Source organism: Modestobacter sp. Leaf380 (assembly GCF_001424485.1).
In the GTDB taxonomy this organism is placed as follows: Bacteria; Actinomycetota; Actinomycetes; order Mycobacteriales; family Geodermatophilaceae; genus Klenkia.
In genome coordinates this window covers 53,765-74,978 of record NZ_LMQC01000007.1, presented here as the reverse complement: position 1 = coordinate 74,978, position 21,214 = coordinate 53,765, and the positions used below count along the sequence as shown (strand labels likewise).

Below are 21,214 nucleotides of genomic sequence, written 5' to 3'. Positions count from 1 at the left end.
GGAACTCACCGCCCCCGCCATCGCCGGCCTGCTCGCCCTCCTGCTCGGCGCCGCCCTCACCCTCGGCACCCGCCGCCGGGTGACCCACCAGTAAGACCCCCACAGGGCACCCGTGGCCCGGCCGTCCCACCCAGGGACGACCGGGCCACCGGTGTGCCCGACGCAGAACAGCTCGATGTCACATCGAGCGGCGTCCAGCAGTCGAGACCCGGCTCGATGTCACATCGGGCGGTGCCCGACAGCCACTTCCCGGCTCGATGTCACATCGGGCGGTACCCGGCAGCCGCGCCCCAACCGACCGCTCACCCGGCGATGCCCGACAGCCGGGACCTCGTCCGATGTCACATCGAGCGGTGACGAGCTGGCACGACCCAGCTCGATGTCACATCGGGCAGTACCCGGCAGCCACGACCCAGCCCGATGTCACACCCAGCGGCGCCCGGCGACCACCAGCCAGCTCGCGGTCAGATCAGGCGGGCAACGCTCAAGGCAGGGAGAGGCACAGCGCGTCGGGGTCGTCGGCGCAGAGCTGGCCCTGCTGCGGCGGGGAGAGCCGGAAGGGCTCGTCGTCCCGGCTGTGCACCCGGAGTTGGTCGATGCGGACGTCGAGGGTGGAGAACACCTCGGGCCGCCCCTCCGGGTGCGTGGCGTCGACGGCGTCCTGCAGCACCAGGTAGGCGACCACCTCCCCGCCGGAGGAGCCGTGCCACCAGAAGGTGTCGGTGAGCTGGAGCGGCGGGTCGTCCTGGCAGTAGGGCTCCGCGGCGCCGTCGAAGAAGACACCGATCGGCCCGATGTCGGTGGGGGTCTCCGCCGTCGGCTCGACGGTCAGGTGCCCGGCCAGCTCGTCCCGGTCGAAGTCGATGGTGACGGCGACGTACTGGAGCGTCGTGGAGTCCAGGTCGCAGTCCTCGGTGAACCCCTCCAGAGGAGGGACCAGCCCGGTCTGGGTGGGTCGCCGGACGACGGACAGGTGGTCGGACTGCCGGCCGTCCGCGGTGGCGATGTCCACCCCGGCCAGCGTCACCGGGCCGAGGGGCGCCACGGGCTCCGCCGGCGACATCGGGGTGGGCGTGGCCGCCGACGCCTCGGCGGCGCGGGACGCCGCGGCCGCCTGCGGGTCGGCCAGCGCCGAGGCGAAGCCGCAGCCCGACGTCAGGACCCCGACCAGTCCCAGCGCACCCAGGGACCGCAGCGCCGCACCCCGCACGTGACCCCCCGTGACCCGTTCCGAGCCTGGAGGGTGCCACGTCGGGGGACGGCGGGGAAGCAGGTCAGCGCGTCAGGTGCGGCTGGGACTGCTGAGCGGTGCTGACCAGCGCCTGGTCCGGACTGATCCGGGACACCTCGACCGACTGGGCCGGCAGCAGGGCTGCCAGCAGCCAGTCGGTGCCGACGCGGACCCGGTTGTTCATCGAGGGCAGCGCGTACAGGTGGTATCCGCGGGCGACCAGCTTGGCGAGCGGCCCGTGCAGCTTGATCCCCAGCGGCTTGGCGACGGCGTCCCGACCGCCCAGGTCGGCGACCAGACCCAGGTCGCGGTGCTTGTAGGGCTTGGCCCGGCCGAAGCCGAGGCTGGCCGCGACGTTGCGGCCCAGGGCGGTGCCCTGACGCTGGGCGTGCTGCGCGGTGGGCGGGGTGACCGGCTGCGGCTGGCCGGTGCCGGCCGGCGACCAGTCCGGGCTGGCGAGGTCGGGGACGGCGGCGGCATCCCCACCGGCGAAGACGCCGTCGGCTCCAGGGACGGCGAGGTCGGCGTCGACGACGAGCCGGCCCTTCTGCAGCGGCAGGTCCAGCGCCCCGACCAGCGGGCTCGCGGCGACGCCGGCACCCCAGATCAGCGTGCGGCTGGGGATCGTGGACCCGTCGGTCAGCAGGGTCTCGCCCTCACGGGCCTCCTTGACGGTGACACCGAGCCGGACGTCGATGCCACGGCGGTGCAGCGCGTCCATCGCTACCTTGCCCAGGTCCGGGCCGAGCTCGGGCAGCACCGACTCGGCCAGGTCGATGAGCACCCACTGGATGTCCTGCGGGCGGACCCGGGCCCAGCGGGAGGCGATGGTGCCCAGCCAGTACTGCAGCTGGGCGACGATCTCGGTGCCGGTGTACCCGGCGCCCACGGCCACGACAGTGAGCCGCTCGCGGCGTTCGGCGTCGTGCTCGGGGCCCTCCGGGAGCGCGTCGGCCCGGTCGAGCTGGCGGAGCAGGTGGTCGCGGAGGAACTGGGCCTCGACGAGGGTCTTCACCCCGTGGGCGCGCTCGGCCACCCCGGGGATGTCGAACTGGCGGGTGACCGACCCGGGCACCAGGACCAGGCGGTCGTAGGGCTGGGTGAGGGTGCCGTCGGTGGCCCCGCCGTCGTCGGTGGTGCGCACGGTGACCGTCTTGGTCTGCGCGTCGATGTCGGTGACGCTGCCCAGCACGACCCGGGTGCGGCGCAGCTGCTGGCGCAGCGAGACCGCGATGTGCCGGGGCTCGACGACGCCGGCGCTGACGTCGGGCAGCAGCGGGCTGTAGAGCAGGTAGTCGCTGGGGTTGACCAGGACGAGCTCCGCGGCGTCGGGCGGGAGCGTCTTCTCCAGCTTCCGGAGGGCGTGGAAGCCCGCGAACCCCCCGCCGACGACGACGACCACCGGGCGGGACTGGCTCATGACGTGCTCCTCGACAGCGGGTGCGGGTGGGCGCCGCGGCACTGCGACACCCTCCTCCTGCCCCGCCCCGTCTCGGGTCAACCCGTCTGCTGGGTCACCCCACCTCGGTGACCTCGTAGGTGTGCCCGGCGGCGCGCAGTCGCTCGACCAGGACGGGACCCAGCGCGGTGGCCGGGGTGAGGGACCCGGCGCGCTCGGGCAACCGGTCGGCGTCCAGGGCGAGCGCCAGGGCGGTCTGGCCGAGCATCACCGCGGTGGCCGCGTAGCCGGGGTCCCCCGGGCCGGAGGCGACCGACCGGTAGCGGCGTCCGGAGTCGGTGGCGCCGGTGGTGACCATCCGGAAGAAGCCGTTGCGCCGGGTCTCCTCGCTCGGGCCGGAGCCCGGGGCGGGCAGCACCCGGTCCAGCAGGGACGCCGTCGGGCCGAAGGCCATCGCCGACACCGCGGCGAGCAGCCCACCCGTCACGACGCCCGCGGCGACGGCCCCCGGGACGCCGCGGCCGGTGGCCATGACCTCGCCGTAGGAGAAGCCGCGGCCGTAGGACCAGTCCTGCAGCGCGTTGCTGCGTCGGACGACGCGGGTGTTGAACGGTGCCATCACGAACGCCGCCGACCACCGGCCGTCGGCCGCGCGGGAGGGCTTGGCGCCGTCTCGCGGCTGACGGGTGGCGGGCTCGGCGTCCCGGTCGGGGCTGAGCGCGAAGGGGTCCCCGACGACGCGCCGCAGCGACGGGTCCGCCGCGATCGCCGCGACCTGGGTGCGCAGCGAGTCGACGGTGCCGCCGGAGAAACCGCCCTTCGCCGTCGCCACGGTCTGCACGTCGGTGAGGCCACCGGCGCCGTCGGCCGCGGCCCGGGCGGCGAGCTCGGCGACGGCGAGGTCGGAGGGGATCGAGTCGTAGCCGCAGGCGTGCACGATGCGGGCGCCGGTCTCCCGGGCGACGGCGTCGGTGGCGGCGATGGCGTCGCGGACGAAGAGCACCTCGCCGGTGAGGTCGGCGTAGTGCGTGCCGGCGCGGGCACAGGCCTCCACCACCGGCAGGCCGTACTTGGCGTAGGGCCCGACCGTGGTGACCAGCACCGCCGTGCTGCCGGCCAGGTCGGCCAGCGAGGCGGGGTCGTCGGAGTCCGCGGTGAGCACCGGCCAGCCGCGGCCGCCCGGCGGCAGCTGCGCCCGGACGGCCTCGACGCGGGCCCGGTTGCGACCGGCCAGGGCGATCCGGGTGCCGGCGGGGGCGTGCTCGGCGAGGTGGGCGGCGACGAGCCGGCCGACGAAGCTGCTCGCGCCGTAGAGGACGACGTCGTGTGCGCGGGTCATCGCCCCATCCTCGCCCGGCGCGCGGACCGGCACCCGTCGGCACCGTCCCCTACCCGTGGTCCCCGACGCCCACCCTCCGCGTGGGTGCCGGGCGACCGGGTAGGGGTCGATCGGACGCGCGGCGCCGGTCGACGGCCCCAGCCCCGGGCAGCTCCCGACCGTGTCGAGCCGCGTCCAGCACACGAGGAGGCCCCTGATGAAGGCCGTCGTCTACCGCGGACCGCACACCGTCGCCGTCGAGGAACGACCGGACCCCACGGTCCAGTCCCCCACCGATGCGGTCGTGCGGCTCACGACCACGAACATCTGCGGCTCGGACCTGCACATGTACGAGGGCCGCACCTCCGTCGAGGAGGGCAAGGTCCTGGGGCACGAGAACACCGGCGTCGTCGAGGCCGTCGGCGACGGCGTCGACCGCATCCGGGTCGGCGACCGGGTGTCGGTGCCGTTCAACATCGCCTGCGGCACCTGTCGCAACTGCCAGACCGGGTGGACGTCGTTCTGCCTGCGTGCGAACCCCACCGAGGGCATGGACGGCGCCGCGTACGGCTACGCCAACATGGGGCCCTACGACGGCGGGCAGGCCGAGTTCCTGCGCGTGCCCTGGGCCGACGTCAACCTGCTCACCCTGCCGCCGGGCACCGAGCACGAGAACGACTTCACGATGCTGTCCGACGTGTTCCCCACCGGCTGGCACGGCGTCGAGCTGTCCGGCTTCCAGGTCGGGGACCGGGTGGCCGTCTTCGGCGGTGGGCCGGTCGGGCTGATGGCCGCACACAGCGCCGTCATCCGAGGAGCCTCGGAGGTGTTCCTGGTCGACAAGGAGCCCGACCGGCTGCGGCTGGCGGAGGGCTTCGGCGCGACGGCGGTCGACTTCTCCGCCGGTGACCCGGTGCAGCAGCTGCTGGAGGCCACCGGCGGGCGCGGGGTGGACCGCGGCGTCGAGGCCGTGGGCTACCAGGCGCACGACGGCACCGGGGAGGAGCACCCCGAGCTGGTGCTGGACAACCTCACCCAGGTCGTCCGGGCGACCGGCGGCATCGGCGTCGTCGGGGTCTACATGCCCTCCGACCCCGGCGCCAGCAGCGACCTGGCCAAGGAGGGCCGCATCCCCTGGCAGTACGGCACCTTCTTCACCAAGGGCCAGTCGATGGGCACCGGGCAGGCCCCGGTGAAGCGGTACAACCGGCAGCTGCGCGACCTGATCATCGCCGGGAAGGCCAACCCCGGGGCGATCGTCAGCCACGAGCTCCCGCTGGATCAGGAGGTCGAGGGGTACCAGCACTTCGACGCCCGGGACGAGGGCTGGACCAAGGTGCTGCTCAAGCCCTGACCGGGCCTGCCCGCAGCGGTGCCCGGGTGGACTCCCCACCCGGGCACCTCACCGGCGCAGGTCGAGCACCTGGTGGTCCCAGCCCAGTGCGGTGACGCCGACCGGCTCCCATCCCGTCCGGCGGGCCAGCTCCTCGAGTCCGGCGACCGTCCGCGGTGGGCGGCCGGTCACCGCCAGCGTGGCGACGGCGTGCTCAGCCGCGGCCTCTGGACCCCCCGGGCCGGTCAGGGTGAGCACGTCCACCACGAGGGCCCGGTCGGAGCGGCAGGCGAGCACGCGGAGCAGCTCGAGCACCTCGTCGTCGGTGCGGTGCGCGGTGTCCAGGGCACTGACTGCGAGGTCCGACCGGTCGGGCGCGGTGTCCGACACCGGGAGGTCGGCGACCTCGCAGGTCAGCACCCGCACCGCCGTCGCCGAGCCGGTCAGCGCCGCCTCCGGCAGGGCCTCGCGGTCGGCAGCTGCGCGTAGCAGCACTGCGGCACCCGGGCCGCCGACGACGACGGTCGAGGCCGACGTCCAGGCCGGCAGGTCGGGCACGCCGCCAGCGACGAAGGCGAACCCGCCCGCCGCGGCAGCGCGGTCGGCGTACAGCCCGGCGTCGGCGTCCAGCTGCTCAGCGGCTGCGGCTCCGTGCACCTGTGCCCACGCCGACGTCCCCGCCGGGACCCCGTCGGACAGCCGGAGGACGGCGGCCAGCACCCGGGCGTCCCAGCCGGACCCGAACAGCTCCTGGCGGAGGTGGTCGTCGTCGAGCAGCTGCGCGCCCACCGGTCCCAACGACAGCCCGCTCGGGCCGGCGACGACCACCCCGTCGACGGCGAGCTGCGCGGCCACCACCCCGAGCGCCGGGGCGTCCAGCCCGAGCCGGGAGGCCAACTCGGCGACCGGTACGGGGGTGTCGGTGAGCGTGTCGAGCAGCCCGGTCCGGACGGCGATCCGGGTGGTGGCCCACGGCAGTGGGCTCAGCAGCGTCTCGACGTCGACCGCGGTTGCGTCGGGGGTCGCCTCCACCTGGGCGTGCCAGTACCCGGTGACGTCGAGGTGGTCCCGGGGAACGTGCCGCTCCACGCGCAGCCACCGGCGCAGCGGCAGCAGCGACCGGCTCTCCCCTGCCGCCCACACGTACGGGACGCCCGGCCACCACGTCACGTCGCGGACCGCGTCGGCGAGCCGGGAGGGCGCCCGGTCCGGGGTGGTCAGCCAGGTCAGCGTGTCCCCGTCCCGGACGGCGAGCGGCTGACGGGCCGCCGGGTCCCCGACCTCGACGACCACCTGCACCGGGACGTCGAGCGGGCGCTCGTCCAGGTACCGGCCGATCGCGGGCAGCGCCGTCTCGTCCCCGGCCAGCAGCACCCAGTCGACGCCGTCGGGCATGACGAGGGAGGACTTCGGCCCGGCGAACCACAACGGGTCGCCACGGCTCGCGGTCCGCGCCCAGGCCTGGGCCGGCCCGTCGCCGTGCAGCACGAAGTCCAGGTCGAGCTCCTGGGTGAGCCGGTCGAAGCGGCGGGGCGTGTAGTCCCGGGCCTGCCGGTGCTCGGCGGTCGGCCAGTCGATGCTGCGGGCCCGCTGCACCGGCAGGACGGCGGCGATGTCGCCGTCGGCGGCGAAGACCAGCTTCACGTGGTCGTCGAAGGACTCGGTGACGAAGCCGGGCAGCTCGAGCCCCTCGTGCACGAAGGGCCCCAGCTGCGGGCCCGCGACGGTCACCCGCCGCATCCGCGGGGTGACGTCGACGGCGCGCACGACGTGGACACGCCGGAGCACCAACGGGTGGGTGCGCAACGCGTGGTGGGCCATGCCGGTCAGCCGAACTGGGCCTGCACGACGTCGAGCAGGTCCATCGTGGCGTACCAGTCGGCCCGGTTCGCCGTCGAGGGCAGGTCGTACACCGAGCCCGCCTGGAAGGCCGGCAGCGCGGCGAAGACCGGGTCGGCGGCCAGGGACTCCGCGGTGACGGTGTCGGCCTGGAAGCCGAGCACGAAGACCGTCGGAGCGGTGACGACGATGCCGACCTGCTCGCGGGACAACTCGAAGGAGTCCCCCGAGCCGTAGGTCTGGAAGTCGGGGTTGTCGGCGATGACCGGCGCGGGCTCGAGGCCCACCTCGGCCAGGGTCTGCGGCAGCTGGGCGTCCTCGGGGATCGAGTACGGGGTGCCGTCGGCGAGCATCAGCAGGTAGCCGACCGGGGTGGCCGGCAGGTCGATGGCGTCGCGGACCTCGGCGACCTTCTCGTCGTAGGCGTCCAGCAGCTCCTGCTCGGCGTCGGGGACGCCCAGGACGTCGGTGGCCAGGTGGTCCAGCTGGCCCTGCCAGGTGGTGAGGTCGGCACTGACCAGGACGGTGGGCGCGACCTGGCTGAGCTGGCCGTACACCTGCTCGGCCTGCACGGCCGGGAAGCCCTGGCCGCCCCCGATGATCAGGTCGGGCGCCTCGGCGGCGAGGGCCTCGATGTCGAAGCCGGCGTCGGTCCACGGGATCATCACGGTGCCGTCCTCGGCGGCCTCCTCGGCCCAGGCCTCGGGGAACTCGTCGGTCTGGGTGTTGAGCGGGATCGCGCCGTGCACCGGGACATCGAGGGCGTAGAGGTAGCCGGCCAGCGCGGAGTTCAGCACGACGATCCGCTGCGGATCGGCCGGGACGGTGACCTCGCCCTGGTCGGTGGTGACCACGCGCGTCTCGTCGGCGGCCGCGCTCGGGGTGGGGTGGGGGCGCGGAGTGGCAGGCATGTGACCTTCTGGTCGGGCAGGCCCCAGGGGGCGGACGACCTGACGTTAGGCTGCCCTAAGTCGACGGGGGTGACGTGTCCGTCGACCAGGACGACACGTCACCGGAGGGCCTGTGCTGTTGACCGAAGTGGGCCGCCGCCGCGCCGCCGACGGGCCCGGCACCGACGACGTCGTCCGGTTCGACGGCCATCCCCCCCACCGGCACGACCGCTCTCAGCTGGTGCACCTGGTGCTGGGCCGCGCGACGCTCGACATCGCCGGAGAGCGGGTGGAGCTGGCCGAGGGTCAGGGGGTCTGGGTACCTGCCGGGGTCGAGCACGCGCTCACCTTGGAAGCCGGTGGGGTCGTGCTCGGGCCTCTGCTGTCCCCTGGTCTGGACCCGCCGTCCGGCGCTCCGCGGCGCGTGGCGGACCCGGGGGTCCGCCGGGTGCTGGTGACCCTGCTGAGCGTCGCACCCCGGGACGGCGACGAGGTGCAGGTGTTCCGCCGGGCCCTGGAGATCGCGTTGGTGGCCGCGACCGGCGAGCAGTTCTCGCTCCGGCTGCCCACCCACCCGGCGGCCCGGGCGATCGCGGCGGACGTGGTCCGGTCGCGCGGCACGCTGGCCCAGCTCGCCGACCGCGAGTTCCTGTCCGCCCGGCAGGTGCAGCGGCTCTTCCTGGACCAGACCGGGCTGTCGTTCGCGACCTGGCGGACCCGGGCCCGGCTCAACGCCGCCATCGCGCGGCTGCGCGCCGGCCGCGGGGTGCCCGCGGCGCTGGACGCCTCCGGGTTCACCACCCGGGAGGGCCTGGTGAAGGCGCTTGCCCGCGAGTGCGGGCTGCCGGCGGGTGAGGTGCTGGCGTACGTCGTGGCACCGGCCGTCACCGGGACCTGACCGGTCCCACCACGCGGCGCACGGCAGCAGCAGACCGCGGAGGTCACCGGATCCCTCGACGACCTCGGCCCGACGGACCCCGCCGATCGCGCGGCCTCGTCATCCTGACCCGCGCACGACAGCGCCCCCGGTCCCGCAGTCGCGGGACCGGGGGCGCCGGTCGATCAGGAGGTCAGCTGTCGAGTCTCATTCGAATGTCACTTCGAATCTCATGACTCCGCGACAGCCTCCCCGCCCGGCGATGGGTTGCGGGCGGCGCTGTGGCCCCGCGCGACGGCCACTTGAGGGCTAATTGCGGAAGAGCGCCAGTTCCACGGCCCCTGGACTGATCTGGTGAGTGGCGGCCAGGTCGTTTGCATAGGCGAGGTAGCGCCCGTAGGTGTCCGACGACCAGCCGGTGTTTCCGAGCAGCCAGTCGGGACTGGTCTTGCGAAGGGCCCGGGCAACCTTGCGGTCGAGGATGAGTGGAGCGGGTGAGACGTCTGTTCGGTGCCCGGCGACGAAGTACAGGTACTTCGTGAAGAAGGCGGGGCCGAGGAACGGGATGGAGTTCGCTGCGCCCCGTGTGAGGCTGGCATAGGCCGCGCTGGGTCCCGTGTCGGCAAGCAGTCGATCGGCGGCGCGGAGACGCTGCCCGATCGTGTCGATGTCGGTGCGAGTGAAGGTCCGGGCGCGGCGGCCGACGAAGAAGGCACTTGGCCCGGTGCCCCAGATGTAGGCGCCCAGCAGGAGTCCGACCCGGCCGCGCGGGGTGTCGTTGGACGCAAGGGCGAATACGTCTCGCCGCGTGATGCGCTGGTAGCCGCGGCGATGATCTGAGGGAGGCAGTCGCTTGAGCGTGTCGGGCCAGATTTCGGCGGGGACGTACTTCTCCCACCAGGCGGCCCTGAAGTCACACCATTGACCGAGAACCTCGTCATCCGAGGGGAACTGCAATGCCACGCCGACCCCGTTCATGCTGTTGATCATTGCTGAGATGTTCCGCGTCCCGAAGACTCCTCACCCGGTGCGTTGACCCAGGCTGCGGACAGGGCGGCCAGTAGTCGGTCCCTGATCTCCCACCGGACGTTGGACAAAAGCGCCTACGCCTCTGGGACTTGCCTGTCACCCTCTGGCCCCCTCGGCCGGTGCAGGCAGCGGATGACCCGGGCTCGGCTACATGTTGCTGACCGCATCACGGAAGAGCCGAGGTCACGGTCGGGCCCCAGCGGGCCGTGCGGTTCTACCTCGTACAAGTAGTAGTCGTTCCGTGTGAAGGCGAAGCGCCCCAGATGATGCAGTGGTTCGGTGTCGCCGCTGTCGAAGACGTAAACCCGACCTGGGTCGTACCACTGCAACTCTGGGGCCCCGTAGCCGTTGGGATGCGTGCGAGACGTACCGCCGCGCTCGCTGGCTGGCGTCACGAACGCACCGGCAGGGATGCGAGCCGGGGAGGCGTGTAGCCAAACCATGACGCAAGGTTATGTTCATCCCCCGGTCTGCGTTCCGTTGGGCTTTGGCGCTACCGGCGCTCGGCGGCGCCCCCATCCTTCCCCTTCGTGACCCGGTCCACCTCGGGCGAATCAAGTCTCAGAGGCTGCCGCGGCCAGTCGACCGGTCACATAGACCCTCTTGCTTCGGTGGGGGTCCGCGTCCGGCGCCGCTGGTGTGAGGCCCAGCGAGTCCCACCAGGCAGCCACGTCGTACGCCTTCACGTGCTCAGCGATGGAATCTGCGATCGCTTCCCGCAAGTCATGCGGCTTCGGTGGCGCGGTCACTGGTTCCGATCAATCCTTTGCGATGGAGGATGCCGCGAGTACCAGCGCGAGGGCGTACCTGTCTGCATCGCGCTTGACGAAGGCTGGCGTTACGACGAAGACCCACCCCGCGAGCCACAGCACGCTGGAACTTGCTGCGACGAACATGAGCACTGGGGACACCTCGATCACATTCCGGAGGCCGAGTACAGCGAGGAGGATCTCGGCGGCCATCGCGAGCAGTGATACGGCGATGCCAAATGGGCGACAACCGTAGAGGTTTCTGCGGAACCCGTAGTTGGCGTTCTCGGCTTGCACCAGGCCGAAGAGTTCACCCCGAGTCTTAGTGCGCAGTGCATCGACCGCAGCCTCGTAGATGGCATCTGCCTCAGTGGGGTTTGCGGCCTCATCCTCGGACGACGGGAGGCTGTAGCCGGTCGCTCTGGCGACTGCCGCATGACGCTGCTGCTGCTGGATGGTGTTCGTCTTCCCCGTCCAGCGGAGCAGCGCGGTCGTCGGCGGGCCGCCCCAGGACACCCAAAGAGCGCTCTGCTTGCTGCTCCCTCGGTCTCGAACCAGGTGCATGACGGGGAAGTGAAGTCCGCCAGCCGCGGCGAAGGTGGCGAGACCCTTCCACCAATCCGGGAGGCTGAAGAGTAGAAGGCCAAGGAGGGTCAGAGGAAAGATGACCACGGCTGCCGGGTAGAGGCGTGCTTTGCGCTCGTATGCATCCATTGTCAGCGGGTCACTCGGCGAGCCAGCCGATCGGCGTGAGAGCGCTGTAGTCCGGTCTCAGGTAGCCGCCGCGGTTCCACCTGATGCTCTGTCCCCGAGTTGCGGACACCGGGTATCCGCGGCGTCTGATGGCGTTTGCCACCTCGGGCCGCGGGAAGTCGTCAGCCTCCTTGCCTACGGAGACGAACGCGGAGCCGTACTGGAGGTCCCCGACGATTGGCCCTAGGAGTCGGTCCAGCGTCTGTGGGTCAAGGTTGTGCCGGGAACCGTGGTGGGGGACGTCCAAGAAGTCGATGGTGGCTGACTTTCCTGCGAGGTCGAGGTGGTCGGCCGCTTGGTTGAGGGCGGGCACCCCTGCGTCCCCGGTGAACAGTGCTCGGTATCCATCGACGGCCAGGTTCGTAATGACGCTGCTGTTGTTGCGGGGCGTGGTTCCACCATTGTCGTCGGTCATCGTTTCGCCCGGGTCGCTCACGAGGCTGCGAATGGCCTCCATGACGCTGCTCGCGGCCTTGGAGAACGCACGGCCGATGGACGCGGTCAGACTGCCGTATTGGACCTGCTCCTCCAGCAGTTGCCGGTAGTAGGACTCCGACGGTCCAGCGATCGTCAGTGCCCCACCGAAGTAGGTCGTCCCCGCGAAACCGTGATCGACTGCGGTTCCGCATCCGCGCGCGGTGGCGATGAGGTCATCGACAAGGGTGGCTTTGACGTCGTCCCCGGTGTAACCGTAGGCCGAGGGTCGGTGGATGAGGAGGCGGGCAACGTCTAGTTCCTCAATCACGCCGAACAGCCCGCGGATGTGGTCGTCATCGGGATGGGTGCAGATCACCAGGTCGACCCGGTCTGTTCCGTAGTACCTGCGGACGTGGCTGGCGATGCGTGAGCCGTCGTCAGCGAACCCTCCGTCGATCACGATTACGACGTCCTGCCCCGTGGAGGGGTCGGTGAACTGACAGGTGATGGCGTCCCCTGTCTTCTGCTTCTCCCCGACCCACAGGAAGTCGATGTCGATCATTGCGTCTCCTCGCCGTTGGATGGTGCCCCAGCCAGGACCGTAGCGGCGGGTACTGACAGTTGGCGGCCCTTTCGGGGAAGGTGGAGGACAGCGACTCGCCTCAAGGTCGGGCTGACGTCGGCGCGGGCCCTACCGTGCCCTCATGCCACGGACGCCGCTGCACGCCGCATTGGGAGATGTCGGGACCACGCTGGACTTCGGGCTGATCGAGCGGGCCTGCGAGAACCGGGTGACCGAGCGCGCCGATCTGGATTGGAAGCAGCAACTCCCTCTAACCGCCACGTCGGAGGACAAGCAGAAGAAGGTGGCCCAGCAGGCTGAACTGGCCAAGGACATCGCGGCGATGGCGAACAGCGGCGGCGGGATGATTGTTTACGGCGTAGCGGAGGCTCGGATTGAGGGAACCTCGGCTGCGGACCATGTGGTCCCTGCGGGTCCGGTGGATGAGGGCACGTCCCGCTCGATTCGTCAGGTCGCCGGGAACCTGATCTATCCGCCGGTCACTGGCCTGGATCTGCGGCCACTTGCCCCGGCAGACGACCCTGAGCAGGGCGTCCTGATTCTCCTTGTTCCGGACAGCCCGGATGCGCCTCACCTTGTCCACCCGAGGAACACCGACGACTGGTTCGGCGTCCCTTACCGACATGGGCCGGACACCGAATGGATGGTCGAGCGGCAGATCGCGGACGCCTACCGGGCCCGTGAGGCGGGACACCGAAAGCGGCGGGAGAACTTCAACGATCGATTTGACCGGTTCGTCGCTTCATGTGGCGTCGCCGAGGGGGTGAACTGGATCGTGGCGATGGCGGTGCCGGAGACGCCGCTTCACCGGCCACGGGACCTGCGGTTGGACCGGGCTAACCGGATCATCGAGCGGGCTTGGCGTTGGCCGGTGGGTCAGAAGATGGGTCCGAGGTTGCTTACTGGCAATGAGGTCACCCGCCGTGGACTTCAGCGGTATTACCGCTTCGGTCGTCAGCCGGTCTCCCAGGCAGGCGGCGCTACTCCGCGGGCTCGGGTCGAGGTTCACGGCGACGGAACCGTCGCGATGGCATTCACCCGGGACGGATTCTTTCGCGGCGAGACGCAGCGGGGCGAAGTCGCCCTCGCCGACATCGAGCAGACCGGCCTTGAGTTCTTCGCGTTGCTCTGGACCGCGAGAACGGCACTTGGCGTCACCGGTGACTACAGCGCACGAATCGCCGTCGAGCCTTCGACGCAAGTGTTCCGGCGGCTCGACCCGCATATCAACGAGTTCCTGCCCTTCGACGAATCGCACCGGGTGCTCGGCTATGCACCGGTGGACGGACCCGTCTTGGTTGACGGCGGCCGTGATCAGGCGTTGACCACTTGGCTGGACCTGGTGCGGGACGCGGTCAATCAGGCGGGGGTCACATCATCGCTCGATGCCGAGGAGATCATTCTTCAGTGGCAACTCGCCGACTGACGGGATGCGGCGTCCAGCAACTGGACGGCCAACGACATTCACGACATCGACGCGTTGGCGGTGGCGGTCCCGTACGGGGATGCGGCACTCACCGATAAGGCGGCGCGGAACGCCATCGTCAGCATGCGGTTTGACCGGCAGGCGGCGACGTTCATGCCTCGTACGGCTGGAGACCTGGCGGAGCGGCTCGACTCCGGCGGCTCCACCGGCTCGCCCACGTCTCTCGCGGAGGTCGCCGACCGAGGCGGATGCTGATTGGCCTTCGCCAGGTGTGCACCTACGGCGCGTCACCAACACTCCCGCTCGACCGCAGCGCCGGCGGGGTTTCTCCACAGCCGCTGTGCTCGCGGAGAAAGGCGACAGCGTCGGCTCCGTCGTGCACGGGACGCCAGTAGGGAATCGCGTGCGCCTCTGGGACGGTCATGCCAGGGACCGGGCGGCCCCGGTAGACCGCGTCGTCACGGACCCGTTTGCACGGCCAGCATGCACCCGCGTACGGCGCCTCCCAGTATTCGGCGCTTTCCTCATCCATCCACATGATGGAGTGATGCCCGTCGTCGGAGTTGAACTCGGCGAGTACGAGCAGGAATGTGAGCGTGTAGGCGTCAGGGATCATCGCCGCTTCCGGTCATCCGGTCAGGACTGAGATTCCGGTGACGGCGGTCCCGGCGACCGTAAGCGGGGCGTAGAACCCGAGGACTGACCAGGACGTGTAGGTGTCCAGCCTGGACGCTTGGTCCTTGAACACGTTCTTGTCCATGGAGTACGACGGGACGGTTCCGGCAACGACGCCGTTGTAGAGGCACCGGAACAGGCGTTCCTCGTAGAGGTAATACATGTCGAGGATCGAGAACGAGATGATGATGGCCAAGCCCAGGAGTGCGAGGTACCAGCGCTCGATGACTGCGGAGAACCCGAAAGCGGCTCCGGCGATAGTAAGGCTCCAGCCTTTGGCAGTCGCTGAAGATTGCGAGAGTCGGGCAATGACCGCTTGGACGTAGTCCAGATGCTTCCTGCGGTCCTCGGGATCGGAAGCCCGAGCGACGGGGCTGCTGCTCATGGGGAGCCTTCTTCCCCTGCACCCAGGGCGAGGGCGGCGCGGATTCTGCCTTGAGCGTCGCTTTTGTTCTTCTCGCTCCAGTGGGTTTCTGCTGGCCAGATGGGACCCATCGCGTCGTCGGTACGGCGGGGAACGACGTGTACATGCAGGTGGAAGACGCTCTGTGTGGCTGCCTCGCCGTTGGACTGGATGATGTTGAGACCGTCCAATGGGACAGCCGCTCGGATGGCGCGGGCGACGCGCAGGGTGGCGTCGGCCAGGTCGCGGGCGGTCTGGTCGTCGAGTGACCAGATGTCGGGGATGTGCTCGCGAGGAATGATCATGGTGTGCCCGAGGGTGGCCGGTTCTAGCGGGAAGAACGCGACTACCTTGCCCGTCCGGAGGACCTCGCGGGCTGGTTCCTCATGGGTGACGATCTGGCAGAAGTCGCAGTCGGGGTCGGCGCGCATTGTCAGGGCCGCTTGTAGCCGCTGGCGATCCACGACTCGATGTTGTTCTTGATGCTGGCGTAGACCTGGGTGCTGTCATAGCCCGTCGGGTTGTTGACCGGCACGTAGTCGGCGTAGGTCTTGTTGCTGTCGCTGAAGCCGAACTGGGAGAAGGGGTTTGCTCCGGCGGTAGAGGTGTACCCGTCCTTGTCCTTGAGTCCGTGGATGTTGATCCCGAGGAGCGGCTTCCGGGATGCCCATGCCTTCTTGATCTCATACTTCACCCACTCGCGGGACGCGGTCTGGGAACCGATGAGGACGACGACAGCGCCCTTGTAGGACATCTCCTTGTCAATCCAGTCCTGGACGGCCTGGCGACCGCGCGCCTTCACGGCTTCCCAGTTCTGGGCGGGCAGGATCTCCTGCCCTTCGACGGCGCCCATCCGCAGGATTTGCTGGACCCGCCAGTAATCGTTCTGGTAGTGGAAACTGACGAACGACGATCGAGCCATGTGGGTGCCCCTCTGCTCCGTACCGCCGGGGCGGTGTGACGCTGACGGTCGGGACGCTAGAGCAGGGCACCGACAGAATCGGGCAGCCGGAGCAAACAGCGGCTGACCTGCCGGTTCGCAAGGCGGGCGGGCTGCGCCGCGCACGGTGGGCAGCCCGCCCGTTCTCAGCGACGCTCGATGTCTCGCGGGTTCTTGTTCTTGGTGAACCAGTCGACTTCAGGCGGATCGAGTTTCATCGGCTCGCGGGGCGGCGGAGTCGGCTCCGGCTTCGGCTGCTGCGCGCTCATGTGACACCCCCTCACATCTGCCAGAAGACCTGTACGACCAGCGCGGCGAGGCTGAAGAGGGCCGCGCCCAGCGACAGAACGGCGACGGCGAACCATCGGCCCCGCCGGTTCGCCTCGCGGAACACCAGGTCGAGTGGACTGCTCGCTTCCACTGACTGGCCATGGAGGAGCCCCTCGGTGATCTGCGCTTGCGGCGGCGGGCCGTCCTTAGCGTCGATGTACTTGCGCCACTGCTCACGCAGGTGCCGGATACTCGGGGCATTCGACTTCTGCGGGGCCAGCACGAGGAGGCAGAACGTCGCGGTCAGGAGCAGGAATCCGGCGGTCGCGATAAGGCAGGCCCGGATACCCCCGGTCATCTCCAGGGGACCGGTGAGGTCGAGACCTCGGGGCAGCAAGGCGAGAATGACGCCGGCGAAGCCGAGGATGGCGACCGAGCGGGTGGAAAAGCCGTCGTTGCGCTTGTTGTGCCACTCCAACAGCCAGCGGGCCTGAACCGTGAAGGCGTCGGACTCGCCGCTCGTGGCTGGCGTACATGGCGGTGTAGCGGTCATCCGCTGTCGCCGAGTTCGCATCGGGTGCGCCGATAAACCGTTAGCCGCGGGCTCACGAGCCGGTCACCTGCCGAAGTCCGGTCCATGATCCGGCGGCGTGCTTGACGTTGGTCTCGGTGGCGAACAGGTATCGCCATTCGGCATCGACTTCACCACTGTCGTTGACGTGCCGGACCCAGCGTTCGGCTGTTTCCTTTTTCGCGAGGACGTCCCTGTCACTGGCGCGGACGTCGGCCTTGCCTTCGATGAGCCAGTGAATGCCGTCTATGTCGATGGCGATGGCGATGGCGATGGCGATGGCGACGGCGATGAAGTCTGGGATGTAGCGCTGGTTGGCGCCGTAGTTGAGGTAGGCGCCGTAGTTGGGCAGGACGCGGACCCACCAGGTGATCTCGGGGGCGGAGTCGAGGAGGTCGGCGAGCCGGTACTCGGTGCTGTAGGCGTCGAAGGCGGCGGCGGGCAGGATGCTCTTGGTCCAGCCGGTGTAGGGCTTGCCGGGGACGAAGGTGGCCGCGTTCTTGACGGTGTACCGGTCGAGGGTTTCGGTGATCGACGGCAGGGTGCTCGGCGGGTAGCCGATCGGCTCGATCTTTTCGACAATGCCGCTAGGCCGGTTCTTGTGCTTCTCCCGGGCCAGGTGAAGGAACGCGTCAGTGGCGGCCTGGACGCGGCGCTGTGACCACTCGGCCGTCTCAGGGTCGTCCACTCCGGCCCCCGCAAGGAACGCCCGGGTGAGGCGGCGGACGGCGTTCTTTTCTTTCGTCTCGGGGATGACGAGTCCGCTTCCGAGGACTCGGCCGGTCATCTCGGTGATGAGGTCGATGACCGGCAGCATCTCCTGGCTGGCGGCGATGTCTTCGGCCTGTTTGCGCGGGGTGACGTCGATGACCTCGCCGCGGCGCTCAGCGACGAGACCGACCCGGTCGAGCGGGCTGGCGATCTCCGACCGATAGTTCAGGCCACCGAGGCGGGCGTCGTCATCGGCAACGTCAGACAGAGTGAACGGCTGCGGCTGGATCTGCTTGTCCAGACGCGGGAAGAGGATGCGAGGCGCGTCGGAGCGCGGGCTCATGTCCTGCTGCAGCAGCAAGATCGCAGCCTCGGCCCCTTAGGCGCGGTCCTCGAACTCCTGGAAGACTCAGCAAAGTCGCTGGGCCAGGCCATCGGTCGGCTCCAGACCACGACCTCCGGCCTCAAGGCATCGCAGGCCCACACCCTCCGGCGCATCACCAAACAGCGAGCCGGTGTTCCACCGCAACGTCGGTCAGCAGGAGAAACTCCCGCTCGGCGCGCTCGGGAACATGGGTTGCATCGAACTCGACGACCAAGCCCAGTACCGGCCGACCTTCGACATGCGTCTCGTACTTCCCGACATCGAGTAGCGCCTACAGCAAAGCCAGAGGGGCGGGCGACCAACCGGTCGCCCGCCCCTCTTACTTTCGCTCCGTCACTGGTGACAAAGTGCTGAGATCACTGGTGACAGAATCCTGAGAACGCGGTGTCAGAATCCTGAGATTCTGGTGACAGAATCCTGAGATCCGCTATCAGCTGCAGCCGCTGGTGGAGCCGCAGCCCTCGCAGACGTAGCAGCTGCCGGCCGGGCGCATCTTCGTGCCGCAGGTCATGCACAGCGGCGCGTCGGTGGCAGTCCCGGTGACCAGCTCGAGCAGCTCGGCCGAGGAGTGGGCCTCCTTGATCGAGGTGGGGGCCTTGGCGGCGGGCGCCTCGACCTTGGCGACCTCGGTCGGCGCGGAGCCGCGCAGCGCCTCCAGGTCGACCTCCTCCTCCACCGAGGTGGTGGAGGCCGAGCCGTAGCCCGACACCTGCGCAGCGCGCTCCTCGGCGGTGAAGATGCCCAGGTTGGCGCGCTTCTCGACGGACAGGTGGTCCAGCGCCAGGCGACGGAAGATGTAGTCCATCACCGACTGGGCGATCCGGATGTCCGGGTCGTCGGTCATGCCGGCGGGCTCGAAGCGCATGTTGGTGAACTTGGAGATGTAGGTCTCCAGAGGCACACCGTGCTGCAGCGCCAGCGAGATGCCGATCGAGAAGGCGTCCATGACGCCGGCCAGGGTCGAGCCCTGCTTGCCCAGCTTGAGGAAGACCTCGCCCAGACTGCCGTCCTCGTACATGCCGGCGGTCATGTAGCCCTCGGCCCCGGCGACGGAGAACGAGGTCGTGACGCTGGTCCGCTTCTTGGGCAGGCGCTTGCGCACCGGGTGGGCCATGGTCGCGGCGACCGGGGCGGCCACCTCGGCGACCTCGGCCTTGGTGCCGTCGTTCTTGCCCTTGCCCCCGGACAGCGGCTGGCCGACCTTGCAGTTGTCGCGGTAGATGGCGAGGGCCTTGATGCCGAGCTTCCAGCCCTGGAAGTAGATGTTCTCGACGTCCTCGATGGTCGCCGACTCGGGCATGTTGACCGTCTTGGAGATGGCACCGGAGATGAAGGGCTGGACCGCGGCCATCATCCGGACGTGGCCCATCGGGGAGATGGACCGCTCGCCCATGGCGCAGTCGAAGACCTCGTAGTGCTCGGGGCGCAGCGTGGGGGCGTCGACGACGTGGCCGTGCTCGGCGATGTACTCGACGATCGCCTCGACCTGCTCGTCCTGGTAGCCCAGGCTCTTCAGCGCCCTCGGGACCGTCTGGTTGACGATCTGCATGGAGCCGCCGCCGACCAGCTTCTTGAACTTGACCAGCGAGAAGTCCGGCTCGATGCCGGTCGTGTCGCAGTCCATCATGAAGCCGATGGTGCCGGTGGGGGCCAGCACGGAGGCCTGTGCGTTGCGCCAGCCGTTCTCGGCACCGATCGCCAGGCAGTCCTGCCACTGGGCGGTCGCGGCCTTGAGCACGTCGGCGTCGTCGGCGCCGACGGGGCGGATCGCGTCGTTGGCGGCCGAGTGCTTGCGCATGACCCGGGCGTGCGCCGAGGCGTTGCGGGCGTAGCCCTCGTAGGCACCGACGACACCGGCCAGCTCGGCCGAGCGGCGGTAGGCGGTGCCGGTCATCAGCGAGGTGATCGCCGCGGCCAGGGTCTGGCCACCGCGGGAGTCGTAGGCGTGGCCGGTGGCCATCAGCAGCGCGCCGAGGTTGGCGTAGCCGATGCCCAGCTGGCGGTAGGCCCGGGTGGTGTCGCCGATGGGCGCCGTCGGGAAGTCGGCGAAGCAGATCGAGATGTCCATCGCGGTGATGATCAGCTCGACGGAACGGGTGAACCGCCCGGAGTCGAACGTGCCGTCGGCCCGCAGGAACTTCATGAGGTTCAGCGAGGCCAGGTTGCACGAGCTGTTGTCCAGGCTCATGTACTCCGAGCAGGGGTTGGACGCGTTGATCCGCCCGGTCTCGGGGTTGGTGTGCCAGTCGTTGATCGTGTCGTCGTACTGGATGCCCGGGTCGGCGCACTCCCACGCGGCGGTGGTGACCTTGCGGAAGAGCTCCTTGGCGTCGACGGTCTCCAGGACCGAGCCGTCGGTGCGCGAGCGCAGCCCGAACGGGGTGCCGTCCTCGACGGCGCGCATGAACTCCTCGTTCACCCGGACCGAGTTGTTGGCGTTCTGGTACTGGACGCTGGTGATGTCCCGGCCGCCCAGGTCCATGTCGTAGCCGGCGTCGCGCAGCGCGCGGATCTTGTCCTCCTCGCGCGCCTTGGTCTCGACGAACTCCTCGATGTCGGGGTGGTCGATGTCCAGCACGACCATCTTCGCCGCGCGGCGGGTGGCGCCACCGGACTTGATGGTCCCGGCGGAGGCGTCGGCCCCACGCATGAAGGACACCGGGCCCGAGGCCGTGCCACCGGAGGACAGCAGCTCCTTGGAGGAGCGGATGCGGGAGAGGTTCAGGCCGGCACCGGAGCCGCCCTTGAAGATCAGGCCCTCCTCGCGGTACCAGTTGAGGATCGAGTCCATCGTGTCGTCGACGGCGAGGATGAAGCAGGCGCTGACCTGCTGGGGGCTCGAGGTGCCCACGTTGAACCAGACGGGTGAGTTGAAGCTGAACACCTGGTGCAGCAGCATCCAGGTCAGCTCGTGCTCGAAGAGCTCGGCGTCGGACTCGGTCGTGAAGTACCCGTGCTCGCGGCCGGCCTCGGTGTAGGTGAGCACGACCCGGTCGATGAGCTGACGCAGGCTGGTCTCCCGCTGCGGGGTCCCGACGGCGCCACGGAAGTACTTCGTGGTCACGATGTTGGTGGCGTTGATCGACCACTCGGCCGGGAACTCGACGCCGCGCTGCTCGAAGTTGATCGAGCCGTCGCGCCAGTTGGTCATGACGACGTCACGACGCTCCCAGGTCACCTCGTCGTAGGGGTGGACGCCCTCGGTGGTGAAGACCCGGGCGATCTTCAGGCCCTTGCGGTCGGACGCCTTGCTCGCACGCTTGCGGCCGGACGAGATGCGGTCGGTGGTCTCGGTCAAGACTCCCCCTGGGGTCGTGTGGCGCACCGGGGTGGGGCCCCGGGCTGGTGTTCTAGCGGGTGCTGCTGACATTTCGGTGGAGCGGGCGCGCTGCGGTGCTGGTCTCGTGCGTGCAGG

19 protein-coding genes are annotated in these 21,214 nt (G+C 69.8%); 4 read left to right on the top strand and 15 right to left on the bottom strand.

What is annotated here, in order from left to right; all coding sequences use genetic code 11:
- Nucleotides 1-484: 484 nt before the first annotated feature.
- From ASG41_RS06755 to ASG41_RS06745, 3 genes are all read right to left on the bottom strand, one after another.
- The gene (locus ASG41_RS06755; protein ID WP_056291599.1) at nucleotides 485-1,210 is read right to left on the bottom strand and encodes a hypothetical protein; all 726 of its coding nucleotides are present in this window, start codon (nucleotides 1,208-1,210) and stop codon (nucleotides 485-487) included.
- A gap of 64 nt (nucleotides 1,211-1,274) precedes the next feature.
- Nucleotides 1,275-2,651: an NAD(P)/FAD-dependent oxidoreductase gene (locus ASG41_RS06750; RefSeq protein WP_056291598.1), complete on the bottom strand. Its 1,377-nt coding sequence runs from the start codon at nucleotides 2,649-2,651 to the stop codon at nucleotides 1,275-1,277.
- Nucleotides 2,652-2,745: 94 nt separating this feature from the next.
- Nucleotides 2,746-3,969: a trans-acting enoyl reductase family protein gene (locus tag ASG41_RS06745; protein ID WP_056291595.1), complete on the bottom strand. Its 1,224-nt coding sequence runs from the start codon at nucleotides 3,967-3,969 to the stop codon at nucleotides 2,746-2,748.
- Between the two features lie 196 nt (nucleotides 3,970-4,165).
- Here ASG41_RS06745 and ASG41_RS06740 point away from each other — a divergent pair, with 196 nt between their 5' ends.
- Nucleotides 4,166-5,302 (top strand): glutathione-independent formaldehyde dehydrogenase, encoded by a 1,137-nt coding sequence (locus ASG41_RS06740; RefSeq protein WP_056291593.1) that lies wholly within the window; start codon nucleotides 4,166-4,168, stop codon nucleotides 5,300-5,302.
- Nucleotides 5,303-5,350: 48 nt separating this feature from the next.
- Here the strand turns inward: ASG41_RS06740 and ASG41_RS06735 are convergent, their stop codons facing one another.
- Entirely contained in the window at nucleotides 5,351-7,102 is a 1,752-nt protein-coding gene (locus ASG41_RS06735; RefSeq protein ID WP_056291591.1) for a siderophore-interacting protein, read from the bottom strand.
- Between the two features lie 5 nt (nucleotides 7,103-7,107).
- Nucleotides 7,108-8,031, bottom strand: coding sequence for an ABC transporter substrate-binding protein (locus tag ASG41_RS06730; RefSeq protein WP_082556659.1), 924 nt, complete (start codon nucleotides 8,029-8,031; stop codon nucleotides 7,108-7,110).
- Nucleotides 8,032-8,143: 112 nt separating this feature from the next.
- Here ASG41_RS06730 and ASG41_RS06725 point away from each other — a divergent pair, with 112 nt between their 5' ends.
- Nucleotides 8,144-8,908: an AraC family transcriptional regulator gene (locus tag ASG41_RS06725; RefSeq protein ID WP_082556658.1), complete on the top strand. Its 765-nt coding sequence runs from the start codon at nucleotides 8,144-8,146 to the stop codon at nucleotides 8,906-8,908.
- Between the two features lie 288 nt (nucleotides 8,909-9,196).
- Here ASG41_RS06725 and ASG41_RS06720 read toward each other — a convergent pair whose 3' ends face one another.
- The 3 genes from ASG41_RS06720 to ASG41_RS06710 all read right to left on the bottom strand — a co-directional run bounded on the left by ASG41_RS06720 (nucleotide 9,197) and on the right by ASG41_RS06710 (nucleotide 12,397).
- Nucleotides 9,197-9,877, bottom strand: a complete 681-nt coding sequence (locus ASG41_RS06720; protein WP_056291585.1) for a hypothetical protein — start codon at nucleotides 9,875-9,877, stop codon at nucleotides 9,197-9,199.
- Nucleotides 9,878-10,674: 797 nt separating this feature from the next.
- Nucleotides 10,675-11,379, bottom strand: a complete 705-nt coding sequence (locus tag ASG41_RS06715) for a hypothetical protein (protein ID WP_157519111.1) — start codon at nucleotides 11,377-11,379, stop codon at nucleotides 10,675-10,677.
- Nucleotides 11,380-11,389: 10 nt separating this feature from the next.
- Nucleotides 11,390-12,397 (bottom strand): ComEC/Rec2 family competence protein, encoded by a 1,008-nt coding sequence (locus ASG41_RS06710; RefSeq protein WP_056291581.1) that lies wholly within the window; start codon nucleotides 12,395-12,397, stop codon nucleotides 11,390-11,392.
- A 142-nt stretch (nucleotides 12,398-12,539) separates the two neighbouring features.
- Here ASG41_RS06710 and ASG41_RS06705 point away from each other — a divergent pair, with 142 nt between their 5' ends.
- On the top strand, nucleotides 12,540-13,844 hold the full coding sequence (locus tag ASG41_RS06705) for a helix-turn-helix domain-containing protein (RefSeq protein ID WP_056291579.1): 1,305 nt from the start codon (nucleotides 12,540-12,542) through the stop codon (nucleotides 13,842-13,844).
- A gap of 628 nt (nucleotides 13,845-14,472) precedes the next feature.
- Here the strand turns inward: ASG41_RS06705 and ASG41_RS06690 are convergent.
- The 6 genes from ASG41_RS06690 to ASG41_RS06670 form a co-directional block, all read right to left on the bottom strand.
- Complete coding sequence (locus tag ASG41_RS06690) at nucleotides 14,473-14,904, bottom strand: hypothetical protein (RefSeq protein ID WP_056291571.1); 432 nt, start codon at nucleotides 14,902-14,904, stop codon at nucleotides 14,473-14,475.
- Nucleotides 14,901-15,386 carry an HIT family protein gene (locus ASG41_RS06685; RefSeq protein WP_200938764.1) on the bottom strand — a complete coding sequence of 162 codons (486 nt, stop codon included), beginning with the start codon at nucleotides 15,384-15,386 and terminating at the stop codon, nucleotides 14,901-14,903. Before ASG41_RS06685 ends, ASG41_RS06690 begins: the two co-directional genes overlap by 4 nt.
- Nucleotides 15,356-15,844 (bottom strand): TIR domain-containing protein, encoded by a 489-nt coding sequence (locus ASG41_RS06680; RefSeq protein ID WP_056291569.1) that lies wholly within the window; start codon nucleotides 15,842-15,844, stop codon nucleotides 15,356-15,358. The genes ASG41_RS06685 and ASG41_RS06680 overlap by 31 nt, the downstream gene beginning before the upstream one ends.
- Before the next feature lie 164 nt (nucleotides 15,845-16,008).
- Nucleotides 16,009-16,131 carry a hypothetical protein gene (locus ASG41_RS25050; protein WP_255352967.1) on the bottom strand — a complete coding sequence of 41 codons (123 nt, stop codon included), beginning with the start codon at nucleotides 16,129-16,131 and terminating at the stop codon, nucleotides 16,009-16,011.
- Nucleotides 16,132-16,142: 11 nt separating this feature from the next.
- The gene (locus ASG41_RS06675; protein ID WP_056291567.1) at nucleotides 16,143-16,685 is read right to left on the bottom strand and encodes a hypothetical protein; all 543 of its coding nucleotides are present in this window, start codon (nucleotides 16,683-16,685) and stop codon (nucleotides 16,143-16,145) included.
- A gap of 52 nt (nucleotides 16,686-16,737) precedes the next feature.
- Nucleotides 16,738-17,775 carry a hypothetical protein gene (locus ASG41_RS06670; protein WP_056291565.1) on the bottom strand — a complete coding sequence of 346 codons (1,038 nt, stop codon included), beginning with the start codon at nucleotides 17,773-17,775 and terminating at the stop codon, nucleotides 16,738-16,740.
- Between the two features lie 154 nt (nucleotides 17,776-17,929).
- Here ASG41_RS06670 and ASG41_RS23460 point away from each other — a divergent pair, with 154 nt between their 5' ends.
- Nucleotides 17,930-18,067 carry a hypothetical protein gene (locus ASG41_RS23460; RefSeq protein WP_157519109.1) on the top strand — a complete coding sequence of 46 codons (138 nt, stop codon included), beginning with the start codon at nucleotides 17,930-17,932 and terminating at the stop codon, nucleotides 18,065-18,067.
- Nucleotides 18,068-18,229: 162 nt separating this feature from the next.
- On the opposite strand, the gene ASG41_RS06665 is transcribed toward ASG41_RS23460, so the two are convergent.
- Nucleotides 18,230-21,097, bottom strand: coding sequence for a vitamin B12-dependent ribonucleotide reductase (locus tag ASG41_RS06665; RefSeq protein ID WP_056291563.1), 2,868 nt, complete (start codon nucleotides 21,095-21,097; stop codon nucleotides 18,230-18,232).
- Nucleotides 21,098-21,214 lie beyond the last annotated feature (117 nt).